This is a genomic window from Maritalea sp. (genome assembly GCF_047634455.1).
GTDB lineage: Bacteria > Pseudomonadota > Alphaproteobacteria > Rhizobiales > Devosiaceae > Maritalea.
Genome location: NZ_JBLIAI010000070.1, coordinates 1 through 12818, shown reverse-complemented (window position 1 = coordinate 12818; position 12818 = coordinate 1). Strand labels below are relative to the sequence as shown.

Below are 12818 nucleotides of genomic sequence, written 5' to 3'. Positions count from 1 at the left end.
CATCAAATGGTGGTAAATATCGGTGATAACCACGAATAACAGCACGTACGGTCATGGTTGTTATTTTGGGGAACATGCCAGCAACGGTCTTCTCACCGATCAATGGATGTCCTTCATACAAACGAATTTCTGAAATAAACTGCAAATTCCGTTGCGGAACTTCTTGGCCCTCTGCGTTGATCGCGCTGGGCAGAAGTTTTGGCATAACGAACAAAACATAGACACCGCCAACCACCGCCATAATAGAGCCGGGCACTGTGAACGCAAAAAAGTCTAATCCCTGAACGCCTGCGCCTATTGCAATGCCCGCGGCCAACAAGTTTGTCGACGAACCAATAAGTGTTGTCATGCCGCCTAAAATAGAAATGAAACTAAGGGGCATCATCATTTTTGGCGTTGGTAGTTTGCGGCGGGCGGCAACTGCTGTCAGCAATGGTATGAACATAACCACAACCGGCGTATTGTTGATGAAAGCGCTAGACAGTCCGGCAATTATCAAAATAATCGGGATGACGCGGCGCGGATGTCGCGGCCACAAACGCTCAAATGTTTTGGTAAGGCCGCCCAACGCATCTGTTTGAAACAAAGCCTGACCGATGACCAACAGTGCCAAAACTGTTAAGAGTGCGGAGTTGGAGAAGCCAGACAACAGCGCATCTGTTTCAAGTCCGGAATCGGGAACGAGCAATCCCACCGTCATCAACAGCACAATTGAACCAAGTGCGACAAGTTCCAGCGAGACAACTTCAGTAGCAAACAGCACAATTGCGAGAACAATTACCGCAAAGCTTGCCCACATAGCTATCGAATCAGCGTTTAAGAATTCAGCGATCATATCCTGCACATTGCAGACAGGGGGCGATCACTCCAAGCCTGTTTTTTGTTAAACAACGCCTAAATCAACAGATTTCGTTGTTTTTAGGTCAGCCTAGTCGCGCCAGCGCGGGTTTTTAGGGTCAGCCCATGCCTCGCCGTAATTCTGCGCTTCATGTTCCCAAAACCGCTCCATTGGCGAACGTCGGACCATGAGCGTGCCCACAACCAAGTCATGCAACATTTGGCGGCGTTGCGTGAGCAGGGGGACAATCAAAACGAGTGGTGTCAATGCTTGCGCGATCCAGCCAGCGATTGGATGCAGAACGGCTAGGCCTCCATCAAGCGGTTTGGACCGCGTCGGCGTCAAAACAATATCCATGACTTGCATGCCAATTGTTGCACGGGCAGGGGAGCCCAACGTCGCAACATAATACGCAAAAAGAACGCCGGGAACCAAAATGAAGTAGCCCAACCATGCCAATCCAAACGTCAAAATGCCCAAAATTCCTAAAACCACTGCCGAAACAATGATGGCTATGGTCAAAATGACGCTGTCGATGAAGAACGCAATGACTCGTCGCAGCAAAACCCCTTCAAAAAGTTCTGGCGATGTATCGGGTTTTGGAAGGTCGTCGCGCATTTTTCGTCCAAACGCATCATTTGTCATCATGGCTCTCCGTTTTGCTTACCCGACAAGATGGGGAGCCATGATAGATTTGACAAGGTTCAATCCTAATTTGCTCATTGGTTGAGCAATTGTGCCATTTCCTTTGCAAAATACGTCAAAATGCCAGAACATCCCGCGCGCTTGAAAGCAATCAAGCTTTCAACCATCGCGGCGCGTTGATCAATTGCACCAGCTTGGCCGGCAAACACGATTTGTGCGTATTCACCGGAGACTTGGTAGGCAAATACTGGCACCTCGAATCGCGTTTTGATTTCGCGGACAATGTCCAAATATGGCATGCCAGGCTTCACCATGATCCAATCTGCAGCTTCCAGAATGTCTTGTTCGACTTCGCGCATGGCCTCTTCGCGATTATAAGGTTCGAGTTGATATGTCTTCTTATCGCCCTTGAGGCGCGAACCGGATCCTACTGCATCCCTAAAAGGTCCATAGAATGCAGAAGCATATTTTGCAGCGTATGAAAGCAGGATTGTGTTTTGAAACCCTTCATTGTCTAAACCTTCACGAATTGCGCCAATCCGGCCATCCATCATATCGGAAGGGGCGATAATGTCCGCCCCGGCACGAACCTGATTTAGCGACTGCTTGATCAGCACTTCAACCGTCTCATCATTCAATATCTGCTCACCATCCATCAACCCGTCATGGCCATGGCTGGTGTACGGATCAAGCGCGACATCCGCAATCAGGCCAATGCCAGGCACCGCTTCTTTGATGGCGCTTAGGGCGCGACACATAAGATTATCAGGATTGAAAGACTCTTCGCCAGTCTCAGACCGTCGGTCTGCAGGCGTATTCGGAAAAAGCGCCAGCGCTGGTATGCCAAGCGCCTGTGCCTCTTTGGCAGCGGCTACAGCCAAATCAACGCTCAAGCGATCAACGCCCGGCATTGATTTTACCGCCTGACGCTCATTTGACCCTTCAATAATGAAAAGCGGCCAAATCAAATCGTTAGGCTGAATTGTAGATTCGCGCACCAAATCGCGGCTCCAGCCGAATTGGCGAGATCGACGCAGGCGTCGTCCGTTGAGAAAATCCATGTTTGCACGCGTGAAATTCTTGTTCATATGGTCCACATCAAATATTAAACTGCTCCGCACATTTGGAACTTAACTTGATATAATGGTCCAGCAATATTTATGCAATTTTGCTGTGGCACCTTGCCACGAGCAGTCTACTTTCGCTATTGACGATACAAAAAGGAGCAACCAATGGCATTTACTGCCCGACGAATTCGTGTCGCTGCACGCGTTGTTGCCAGTGTTAGTTTGTTCGTTGGTTTGGCCAATGCACTTCACGCACTCGGCGTAAGCGGCAATATGCTTGACCCTGTTGGTGGTTTTAACCAACTTGTGTTTGCCACCATGATCACAATCGCATGTCTGCGCCTGTTTGCGGCAGTTGGGCTTTGGGCATATGCAACTTGGGGAGCATTTTTACTGCTGTTCGCCAGCTTCATTGAAATTGGATTGGTGGTTGTTGGCAGTGCACGCATGATGGTCACCGCCGCCGGATTTGGCCTTAGCATTTTGTTGCTCGCATCTGCGATTGGATTGCTTGTTTGGCGCGTCCTGAACTTCAGAATGCAAGTCAACCGGCCGTGATGGTTAGGAAATTCTGAATGCAGGTAAGGATTGAGAAAGCTAAAAAAGTCAAATGTTTCAGTAACATATTCTTAAGATTGAATCTTAAACTGATCTTATCGCCCACCCGGTAATTTGGCTGCATAGACACGAAAAATCGTGCGACCAAAACAGTGAGGCAGTTATGACAATCAATACTTTGAAAGTGCAGGCGCATGTGCCTGATGAGGGGCACGCACTAAAGCCCAGCTATTTAGAAGCAGTATCGCGCGTTGAGCGCCTGCACCGCAGACTACTTGATCTTGTAAAAGATGAATTCGATCGCATGGGTTGGGACGATATTGGTCCAGTCCAGGCCATCATGATGTTTAATATTGGCGATTCAGAGTTGACAGCGGGCGAATTGCGTTCGCGTGGTTACTATCTGGGGTCCAATGTTTCTTACAATCTGAAAAAACTTGTTGATACGGGCTATATCCACCAGGAAAAGTCAAAAACAGATCGGCGCTCTGTGCGCATCAAACTGACGCCAAAGGGCGAAGAAGTCGCTGAAGTGATTGACGAATTGTATGATCGACATCTCAAGTCTATCGCCGAAGTAGGTGGCCTATCACAAGAAGAATTTGAAGGGCTAAACAAAGCTCTTTCACGCCTAGAGCGGTTCTGGGTCGATCAAATATTGTATAAACTCTAGGGTCTGAACTGAATTGAGAAATGATCTGGACAGCAGTTCAATTTTGATCAGATTTAGGCGAAATCGGCCGAATTGACTTGCTGTCAATGAGGATATTTCAACGACAAACTGGCAAAATTGAATGCTGCCTATCGGGTTGCATGCAAAACAGGCTGCTTCAGCGTCGAAAAGCCTCACCGATATGAAAATCGCTTTCGTTTCTCTCCTCAAATCAGTTTATTTTGCACCCAATCCAGACCTTTTCTCAATTCAGTCCAGACCCTAATACATATACTTTTGGTCCTCAATGGGACTGTTTGGTTGAGCGCGGGTTGTGTTAAATGCTTTATATTGAGCATCGACACAGCCCTTCGCGTTTCTGACGCCAGACACGGCAAGTGTCACTAAGCGCAATTGCGCAATAGGCCATCATACTAACACATTCCTGTCGTTTCGTAGAGTTGTCGACACGTTTCAATTACAAATGCCTGCTAGAATTATTTGTCGGGATCATTGCATTTAGTGATCAGGACTAGGTTGCGCAAAGACGACGTATTGGCATAAATGCTCAAACATAAACGTCAGTCAGAGGCAATGAAAATGGCAGTTACCCGTGGTAAATCCAGATTGAAGACTATAGTTCAAGATTGGCGGTTCAGGCATCTTGGATCTTTAGTGCTGGCCACAATATTGGTATTGGCATTTGCTGCATTGCGACCAGATTGGTCACCTATGCACAAATGGAACCGTGCATTTGCTGACGCGAGCATCGTACTCATTGCGGCTGTAATGTTGGTGGGGCCATTATCAAGATTATGGCGCAAGGCGAATGCACTCATTCCCTGGCGACGCGAACTGGGTGTTTGGGGCGTCTTGGCAAGCTTTGTCCATTTTGGATTCATTTTGTTTGGGTGGGTCGAGTTGGAATGGCAACGTTTGTTTGGATTGGTGTTTCATCCCGATCTTCAATATTATGTGATGTTTGACAAAGGCTTTGGTTTGGCAAACGTGATTGGTATTGTCGCAATGTTGTATGCATTGGTACTGGCGTTAAGTTCAAATGATTTTTCACAGCGCTGGATGAGCATGCCTGTATGGAAATTCATACAACAGAGTGCCTACATACTTTGGGCTTTAATCGTGGCCCACACGGCGTATTTCCTCTTTATTCACTTTCTGGATTTTCACCGCCAAACACCTGAGCCAAATATTTTGCAGGCGGCATTTGTCGGGCTGGTCATTGTTACATATGGTGTCCAATATCTCGCATCATTGCGCACATGGAAAACCCGAAAACAAAGGCGATCTGCAGAACGTGCAAATGGCTAGGGTCTGGACTGAATTGAGAAAAGGTCTGGATTGGGTGCAAAATAGATTGATTTGAGGAGAGAAACGAAAGCGATTTTCACATCGGTGAGGCTTTTCGACGCTGAAGCAGCCTGTTTTGCACATAACCCGAAAGGCCGCATTCAATTGTGCCAGTTTGCGTTGAAATATCCTCATTGACAGCAAGTCAATTCGGCCCATTTCGCCTAAACCTGATCAAAATTGAACTGCTGTCCAGATCATTTCTCAATTGAGTTCAGACCCTAATATTGTTTGTGCAAGATCAAGGCAAATATTCTCGATTGCAGGGATGATAAAATAATAGTCTACTCCGCATTATGAATGAACGTGAAACCAGCCCAATCGGCACCGTGTATTTTGAATTTGTCCAGCTGGGCGGGCATGTGCGTGTCACAGCGATTCACGAAGAAACTGGCATTGAAGTAATGGCAATCGCGCCCATTCAGGCGACACAAAATCACTTGCGCCAACTCGCGATGGGCAAACTCAAGCGAAAACTTGAGCAACAGAGTAAGCAATAAGTCCCAATTGGTCCTCAGATGGCTTGGATTACCCAATTTCGTATGATATGCGAAACGCACCGAAATTGGTCGTTAATCGCGAGGATTTTTCATGACCGAAATTTTTCCAAATTTCTTCTCCAGTTCGCTGGCGGACGTCGATGCCGATGTTGCGCGGGCAATTGATGCTGAACTTAATCGTCAGCAAACTGAAATCGAACTAATTGCTTCTGAGAATATGGTCTCAAAAGCTGTGATGGAAGCACAAGGCTCCGTCATGACAAACAAATATGCCGAAGGCTATCCGGGTAAACGCTATTATGGCGGTTGCCAGTATGTTGATATTGTTGAAAACTTGGCCATTGATCGCGCTAAGCAACTCTTTGGCTGTGAATATGCCAACGTGCAACCAAACTCTGGCTCACAAGCCAACCAAGGGGTGTTCCAAGCGCTTATCCAGCCTGGTGATACGATCTTGGGCATGAGCCTTGATGCTGGTGGTCACTTGACCCACGGTGCGCGTCCTAACCAATCTGGTAAATGGTTCAACCCCATTCACTACGGTGTACGCAAGCAAGACGGTCTGTGCGACATGGACCAGGTGCGCGATTTGGCAAAAGAACATCAGCCAAAGCTCATCATTGCTGGTTTTTCCGCCTATTCTCGTCATCTTGATTTCGCAGCATTCCGCGAGATTGCTGATGAGGTTGGTGCATTCTTCATGGTGGATATGGCTCACGTTGCCGGTCTTGTGGCTGGTGGCAAATACCCAAGCCCGTTCCCGCATGCACATGTGGCGACAACAACGACCCACAAAACATTGCGTGGTCCACGCGGTGGGATGATTTTGACCAACGATGAAGCGATCGCCAAGAAGGTCAACTCAGCCATTTTCCCTGGCATTCAGGGCGGACCCTTGATGCATGTTATCGCAGCAAAAGCAGTGGCTTTTGGTGAAGCTTTAACAGACGACTTCAAGCGATATATTTCAGATGTGGTCGACAATGCCCAAAGCCTGTCAGATGCGCTGATCAAGGGTGGTTTGGACATTGCTTCAGGTGGTACAGACAACCATTTGATGCTTGTTGATCTGCGTCCAAAAGGCGTTACCGGCAAGGCAACTGAGGCGGCTTTGGAGCGGGCTCACATCACCTGCAACAAAAACGCAATTCCGTTTGATCCGGAAAAACCGTTTGTGACGTCAGGCATTCGAGTTGGCACGCCTGCCGCAACTTCGCGCGGATTTTGCACCGAAAGCTTCACAACTGTTGGCGAGCTAATCGTTGAAGTTGTCGATGGCTTGTCCAAGAATGGTGAAGAAGGTAATGCTGGCGTTGAGGCTGCAGTTCGTGAGCACGTTAAAGTGCTCACCGACGCGCATCCAATTTACGCATAAATTGCCTTAAGGAGGCACAATGCGCTGCCCTTATTGCGGAAATGATGACACGCAAGTGAAGGATTCTCGGCCCACCGAGGATTCTAACGCTATTCGCCGCCGTCGAGTTTGCTCGGCGTGCGGCGGGCGCTTTACCACGTTTGAACGTGTGCAATTGCGTGAGCTGATTGTCAGCAAAAAATCCGGACGAAAAGTGGCCTTTGATCGAGAAAAACTCAATCGCTCGATTATAACGGCCCTGCGCAAACGCGAAGTCGAGCCAGAAACTGCAGATCGCATGATCTCCGGCGTGGTGCGCCGACTTGAAAGCATCGGCGACGCCGAAGTGACATCAGAACAAATCGGTCAACTGGTGATGGAAGGGCTCAAAGAGCTCGATGATGTGGCATTTGTGCGCTTTGCCTCGGTTTACAAGAATTTTTCCAAGGCGGATGACTTCAAGACATTCCTGTCCCAGCTAGACGCGGACAATTTGGACGACGAATAAATGCCCAACATTGCGGACATGAAGTGGATGGACGCAGCGGCTAGATTCGCGTCGCAATATTTGGGCACCACAGCAGATAATCCAACTGTTGCCGCGCTTATCGTCGACCCCATCGCCAACACTTTGATTTCTCGCGCTGTCACTGCACCGGGAGGTCGACCCCATGCAGAAACTCAAGCCATAGCAGCTGCCAACAAAAGAGCCGTAGGCGCAACACTTTATGTAACCCTTGAGCCCTGCAACCATCATGGGAAAACGCCGCCGTGCGTCGAGGCCGTTATTGATGCGGGGTTGAAGCGCGTGGTCATCGGTCAGTTGGATGCAGACCCACGCACTGCAGGCAAAAGTGTCGACAAACTTCAAGCCGCCAACATTGATGTGCGCGTGTTAGCTGATCATCAGCCAACTGCAACTCTGCACCGTGCGTTTTTCAAACGTTTGAGAACCGGTTTGCCATTTGTCACCGCTAAACTCGCTGTGTCCAAGGATGGCATGGTCGGGCGTATCGGTGAAGGTAATATTCCAATCACCGGGGCAGAGGCGAAAAGCTGGACGCATACACTGCGATCACGGGTAGATGCGATTGCAGTTGGCGCCAAAACAGCACTCTTGGATAACCCTTCGCTAAATGTCCGTTTGGCTGGCCTTGAGGCGCGGAGCCCGCGCCCAATCGTGTTTGCGTCGTCAGCTAAAAACCTGCCCGATGATTTGAAGCTCAGTGCAGATTCACGATTGCTCATCGTGGATGGACATCCAGATCATCACATCGTGCTTCATTCCATTGCGGATGCGGGCATAAGCCACCTGTTGGTTGAAGGTGGGCCAGCGCTGCTCAATTCAATGCTCGAGGCGGGATTGATCGACGAGTTTTATCTGCTTGAAAGCGATATCGAAATCGGGGCAGGTGGCTTGCTTGCAGTTGAGGGCTCAAATATGCGCGACAAGCTAGCGTCGTTCGGGTTTTTAGACTATGGAACCAGCAAACTTGGCGCAGATCGCGTTACGCACTTTCAAAGGAACAACTAGTGTTCACAGGAATTGTTTCAGACGTCGCTGAAATCTTGCAGATTGAAGATCAGCCTGACGGGCGAAAAATGCGCATTGGCACGTCTTACGACACCAGTACTTTCGACCTGGGCGCTTCTATTGCCCACAATGGCATCTGTTTAACAATCACCGACAAGCTAAATGTTGCCACTGGCGCAAATTGGTTTGAGGTCTTTTTGGGTCAGGAAACGCTATCCTTGACCACGGCAAAAAACTGGGCCGTTGGCCAGAAAATCAACCTGGAGCGTTCCCTCCGATTGCAGGACGAATTGGGCGGACATTTGGTGTCCGGGCATGTGGACGGCATCGCAAATATTGTTTCAAGAGAAGACTTTAGCGATCAATGCAAGCTGACATTTGAAGTGCCGATGGACCTTGCTCGGTTTATCGCGACCAAAGGGTCTGTTGCGCTGAATGGTACGTCTCTAACCGTGAACTGGGTCGAAGGTAATCGGTTCTCTGTGCTTCTCATTCCGCATACTCTTGAAGTGACAAATTGGCACCTGACGCAAGCCGGTGATCAGATAAACATTGAAATTGATCAGATGGCGCGATATGCAGCCCGCCTGATAGAAGTGCAATAAGCCCCGCATAATCTGCGATTTGAGGACCAAATGACCGATAAGCCAAATATTTTGCTCATTGAAGCACGTTTTTACGACGAGTTGGCCGATGAACTAGCGTCCGGTGCAATTGAGGTGCTTGAAAAAGCCGGTGCTCAAATTACCCGTGTGGCGGTGCCCGGTGTTCTTGAGCTTCCAGCCGCACTTTCCATGGCGCTCATTGGCGCAGAAGTGGCGGACGCGGACATTTATGATGGTTATGTGGTGCTGGGCGTGGTTATTCGTGGCGAAACCACCCATTATGATGTCGTGGCCAACGAAAGTGCGCGCGCGATCATGAACATGGTGACTTCTGAGGGATTGGCGCTTGGCAACGGCATTCAAACGGTTGAAAATCAAGAGCAAGCTTGGGCTCGCGCAAACCGCTCTGATAAAAATAAAGGCGGCGGCGCGGCACAAGCTGCACTCGCCATGATCGAAACCAAAAAGAAATTCGGGCTATAGGCGATGACAGACGACAAACCACAACGCGATCCCGGAAAAGCAAATCAACGCGGGGCTGCGCGATTGGCTGCGGTGCAAGCCTTGTACCAAATGGATGTCGGGCGTGCGCCGCTTGACGCCACTCTGGAGCAATTCAAAATGTTCCATTTGGGAAAAGAAGTTGAGGGCGACGAATATCTTCCCGCCGACGCTGATTATTTCAAACAAATTCTTGAAGGTGTTCGGACATATCAGGTCAAAATTGATCCGATTATAGACAATTCGCTTGTGGATGGTTGGCCTGTCACTAGAATCGACAGTACACTTCGGGCAATCCTGCGTTCTGCAGCGTTTGAAATGCTCTACAAAAAAGACGTTCCGGCCCGTGTGGTCATTAACGAATATGTTGATGTTGCGCGTGCATTCTTTGGAAAAGACCAGCCAGCCATGGTCAATGGTGTACTCAACAATATCGCCACAATCTTCAGGGCTGATGAATTGAAATAAACGGAGAAGCCCTATGACCGAGCCCCAGTTTGACAAAGCAAAAAATGCGGGCCGAAACATTGGGTTACTCGCCGTTACGCAAGCGACGGGCGGTTCGAGCCAAGCCATCATTATGGCTGTTGGTGCACTAACCGCCGTCAATCTGGCACCGGATATCAGACTGGCGACTTTGCCAACCACGGCAATGATTATTGGGGTCGCTATCATGGCGGGCCCTGCGACAAAGATCATTTATGCAATTGGGCGGCGAAACGGCTTCTTGATCGGCGCCACACTTGGCGTGATTGCCGGCATTAGTGCTGCAGCAGCGGTGACTTTTTCCTCATTTGTACTTTTTGCGCTCGCACTCTCCATCGTGGGCATGGGGGGGGCGTTCACCCAACAATATCGTTTTGCTATCGCCGACAGTGTGCCTAACGATATGAAGGCGCGCGCGATTTCTCTTGTTCTGCTCGGTGGCGTGGCCGCCGGTTTCTTGGGTCCCAAGCTGTCCTATCTGGCCAAAGACTGGCTTGGTGGTGTCGAATTTGCAGGTTCATTCTTGGTTGTTTCGATTTTGTCGGCAATCGCTATATTGATGCTTTCGCAAACCCGGCTGGCCCCCATTGTGAAGCCGCAAGAAGGTGACGTAAAAGGCAGAACTGCGCGTCAGCTCATTCGGGTGCCAGAAATCAACATCCCTATCATTACAGGTTTGGTTTCATACACGCTCATGACATTGGTCATGGTGGCCGCTCCGTTGGCTATGGTCCATGTTTCCGGCCATTCCTCTGAGCAGGCGACAACGGCGATACAGTGGCACATTATTGCAATGTTTGCCCCAAGCCTTTTTACCGGAAACATCATTAATCGAATTGGTGCGCACGCAACTGTTGCGCTGGGCTTGATTCTAATCCTAGGCAGTGCGCTGATTAACCTGAACGGCATTTCGACATTGCACTTTGATGCGGCGTTGATTTTGCTCGGCGCTGGCTGGAATTTTGGCTTTATTGGTTCAACAACGCTGCTCTCCCGGGCCTATCGTCCTGAGGAAGCATCTACGGCCCAGGGGCTTAACGAGCCGTTGGTTTTTGGCTCAATGGCAGTGGCTTCCATCAGCTCGGGGGTTTTGTTGAACACTTTGGGTTGGCAGTCGATCAATGTTTTGGTTTTGCCCATTGTTACAGCCACACTGGCGCTTTTGGCCTGGGGTGAGTATCGCGAACGCAAATTGCGGTCTGCGTAAAAGCAAAAAAAGGCGAAGGGAGCCAAGTTGCTCAACCTTTCGCCTGTTTTTAGACCCTTGTACTGCTTAATTTAGAAGCTGAGCGAGCCCAACAATTGTTGTACGAACGAACGATCCTGGCCGAAGCCGGGTGTTTTGCGCGAAACTGTTTCAACGACGCGACCATCCGCAAGCGAATAAACCGCTTTGTCGATCACGCGGTCTTTTTTGTCAAAATACACTGCAACAACCGTGCGTTCTTTGACTGTTTTCAGACCAAACGCTGTTTGTTCAATTTGCGTTTCGACATAATAATAGGCTTCTTCGTCGCCAAATGTGTTTTTGGACTGCGGCGAGCCCATCACAAATTCTACCAACTGTTTGGAAACGCCAGGGCGAACCTGCGCCAAATTGTCCTCAGAGATATCGTAGCCCTGTGTACGTTGTTGTGTAAGGCAGCCAGAAAGCGCCAGCGCGGCGGCAAGGACACTGACAAGTGAAAGGAAGCGGATTGCAGTACGCATGACCATCATTTAATTGGCTTTCTCACAAAAACTCGATTAACAAGACAAATAACGCATCTTAAAAAGGGCGTCGGAAATCTGTTTAACTGCCAAAGTCGTGTAATGGCAAGACGCAGACTGAACATAAAAACTCGACCTGTAGCGGAACCAACAGCAGACTGATGATTTTTAACCCGTTTCGTAAAGACCCATTCGCCGATGCGGCGCTTGCTGCTTACAATATCATTGTGGCGCAATCTCGGCACCCCGATTTCTATATATCATACGGAATTAAGGACAGTGTAACTGGTCGATTTGATATGATCGCCTTGCACATGACCTTGGTGTTTCATCGGTTACATAAAGGTGATGACCAACAAAGAGAATTCGCCCAGTCCTTATTTGATCTGTTTTTCAAAGATATGGATCGCTCCCTTCGCGAAATGGGCGTCGGCGATATCACGGTACCCAAAAAGGTCAAAAAAATGGGCGAAGTTTTTTATGGACTGCTGGGCGCTGTTAAAGATTCTTATGAAAGTCGCGATATTCCCACGCTGACAGCAGCACTCAACCGAAACCTTTTTAATGACGAGGATTTGGCCAATGCGCAGGCGCTGGCACACTATGCGACTGGACAAATATCGTGTTTGAGTGAGCAAAGTGAAATCAGTCGCGGCACAATCCAGTTCTTGTCCCCCGAACAATCAATTGCCAGCATTCATGCTGAGGATCAAAAATGAACAATGCACATAACAACTCAATAGATCAGCTATCCCTATTGCTGGATATGGTCGTTAGGATTGAAGAAGTGGCCGCCGGTGGGCGCAATTATTCATTTTCCGCCGACGAGCAAACGCTGGCTGTTCTGACACAAAACTCACCCGCATCTCAAATCAGCAAATTTGAAGGTCATGTCGATATTCGGCCGATTCGCGGTGGTCTTGAAGCAAAAGGCAAGTTGACGGCCCAATTGCAGCAACCGTGCGTTATTACACTTGAACCTGTCGATGAGAAGATCGAA

17 protein-coding genes are annotated in these 12818 nt (G+C 49.0%); 13 read left to right on the top strand and 4 right to left on the bottom strand.

Annotated features, from left to right (window positions below; translation table 11 throughout):
- From ACJAZW_RS13550 to hemB, 3 genes are all read right to left on the bottom strand, one after another.
- Nucleotides 1-835: SLC13 family permease (locus tag ACJAZW_RS13550; RefSeq protein WP_415158989.1), on the bottom strand; the 835-nt coding region annotated here is incomplete at its 3' end.
- A 93-nt stretch (nucleotides 836-928) separates the two neighbouring features.
- Complete coding sequence (locus ACJAZW_RS13545; RefSeq protein WP_415158987.1) at nucleotides 929-1486, bottom strand: RDD family protein; 558 nt, start codon at nucleotides 1484-1486, stop codon at nucleotides 929-931.
- 71 nt (nucleotides 1487-1557) lie between these two features.
- On the bottom strand, nucleotides 1558-2571 hold the full coding sequence (gene hemB, locus ACJAZW_RS13540; protein ID WP_415158985.1) for a porphobilinogen synthase: 1014 nt from the start codon (nucleotides 2569-2571) through the stop codon (nucleotides 1558-1560).
- A 144-nt stretch (nucleotides 2572-2715) separates the two neighbouring features.
- Between hemB and ACJAZW_RS13535 the strand changes: the two genes are divergently transcribed.
- The 11 genes from ACJAZW_RS13535 to ACJAZW_RS13485 all read left to right on the top strand — a co-directional run bounded on the left by ACJAZW_RS13535 (nucleotide 2716) and on the right by ACJAZW_RS13485 (nucleotide 11315).
- A complete protein-coding gene (locus ACJAZW_RS13535; protein WP_415158983.1) occupies nucleotides 2716-3108 on the top strand; it encodes a hypothetical protein in 393 nt (130 codons plus the stop codon).
- 163 nt (nucleotides 3109-3271) lie between these two features.
- Nucleotides 3272-3781, top strand: coding sequence for a transcriptional regulator LdtR (gene ldtR, locus ACJAZW_RS13530; protein WP_415158981.1), 510 nt, complete (start codon nucleotides 3272-3274; stop codon nucleotides 3779-3781).
- A gap of 579 nt (nucleotides 3782-4360) precedes the next feature.
- Nucleotides 4361-5089: a ferric reductase-like transmembrane domain-containing protein gene (locus ACJAZW_RS13525; RefSeq protein WP_415158979.1), complete on the top strand. Its 729-nt coding sequence runs from the start codon at nucleotides 4361-4363 to the stop codon at nucleotides 5087-5089.
- A gap of 335 nt (nucleotides 5090-5424) precedes the next feature.
- Nucleotides 5425-5628, top strand: a complete 204-nt coding sequence (locus tag ACJAZW_RS13520; RefSeq protein WP_415158977.1) for a DUF6898 family protein — start codon at nucleotides 5425-5427, stop codon at nucleotides 5626-5628.
- 91 nt (nucleotides 5629-5719) lie between these two features.
- The gene (gene glyA, locus ACJAZW_RS13515; protein WP_415158975.1) at nucleotides 5720-7003 is read left to right on the top strand and encodes a serine hydroxymethyltransferase; all 1284 of its coding nucleotides are present in this window, start codon (nucleotides 5720-5722) and stop codon (nucleotides 7001-7003) included.
- Nucleotides 7004-7022: 19 nt separating this feature from the next.
- Nucleotides 7023-7490, top strand: coding sequence for a transcriptional regulator NrdR (gene nrdR, locus ACJAZW_RS13510; RefSeq protein ID WP_415158973.1), 468 nt, complete (start codon nucleotides 7023-7025; stop codon nucleotides 7488-7490).
- The gene (gene ribD / locus ACJAZW_RS13505; protein ID WP_415158971.1) at nucleotides 7491-8516 is read left to right on the top strand and encodes a bifunctional diaminohydroxyphosphoribosylaminopyrimidine deaminase/5-amino-6-(5-phosphoribosylamino)uracil reductase RibD; all 1026 of its coding nucleotides are present in this window, start codon (nucleotides 7491-7493) and stop codon (nucleotides 8514-8516) included.
- The gene (locus tag ACJAZW_RS13500) at nucleotides 8516-9121 is read left to right on the top strand and encodes a riboflavin synthase (protein WP_415158969.1); all 606 of its coding nucleotides are present in this window, start codon (nucleotides 8516-8518) and stop codon (nucleotides 9119-9121) included. The genes ribD and ACJAZW_RS13500 overlap by 1 nt, the downstream gene beginning before the upstream one ends.
- A gap of 30 nt (nucleotides 9122-9151) precedes the next feature.
- Entirely contained in the window at nucleotides 9152-9604 is a 453-nt protein-coding gene (ribH, locus tag ACJAZW_RS13495; protein WP_415158967.1) for a 6,7-dimethyl-8-ribityllumazine synthase, read from the top strand.
- Nucleotides 9605-9607: 3 nt separating this feature from the next.
- The gene (gene nusB, locus ACJAZW_RS13490) at nucleotides 9608-10090 is read left to right on the top strand and encodes a transcription antitermination factor NusB (RefSeq protein WP_415158965.1); all 483 of its coding nucleotides are present in this window, start codon (nucleotides 9608-9610) and stop codon (nucleotides 10088-10090) included.
- Nucleotides 10091-10103: 13 nt separating this feature from the next.
- Nucleotides 10104-11315 (top strand): MFS transporter, encoded by a 1212-nt coding sequence (locus ACJAZW_RS13485; RefSeq protein WP_415158963.1) that lies wholly within the window; start codon nucleotides 10104-10106, stop codon nucleotides 11313-11315.
- 71 nt (nucleotides 11316-11386) lie between these two features.
- Here ACJAZW_RS13485 and ACJAZW_RS13480 read toward each other — a convergent pair whose 3' ends face one another.
- Nucleotides 11387-11827 carry an outer membrane protein assembly factor BamE gene (locus ACJAZW_RS13480; RefSeq protein WP_415158961.1) on the bottom strand — a complete coding sequence of 147 codons (441 nt, stop codon included), beginning with the start codon at nucleotides 11825-11827 and terminating at the stop codon, nucleotides 11387-11389.
- 152 nt (nucleotides 11828-11979) lie between these two features.
- On the opposite strand from ACJAZW_RS13480, the gene ACJAZW_RS13475 reads away from it, so the two are divergent.
- Nucleotides 11980-12537 carry a ubiquinol-cytochrome C chaperone family protein gene (locus tag ACJAZW_RS13475; RefSeq protein ID WP_415158959.1) on the top strand — a complete coding sequence of 186 codons (558 nt, stop codon included), beginning with the start codon at nucleotides 11980-11982 and terminating at the stop codon, nucleotides 12535-12537.
- The coding region (locus tag ACJAZW_RS13470; RefSeq protein WP_415158957.1) for a hypothetical protein at nucleotides 12534-12818 on the top strand (285 nt) is incomplete at its 3' end. The genes ACJAZW_RS13475 and ACJAZW_RS13470, both read left to right, overlap by 4 nt.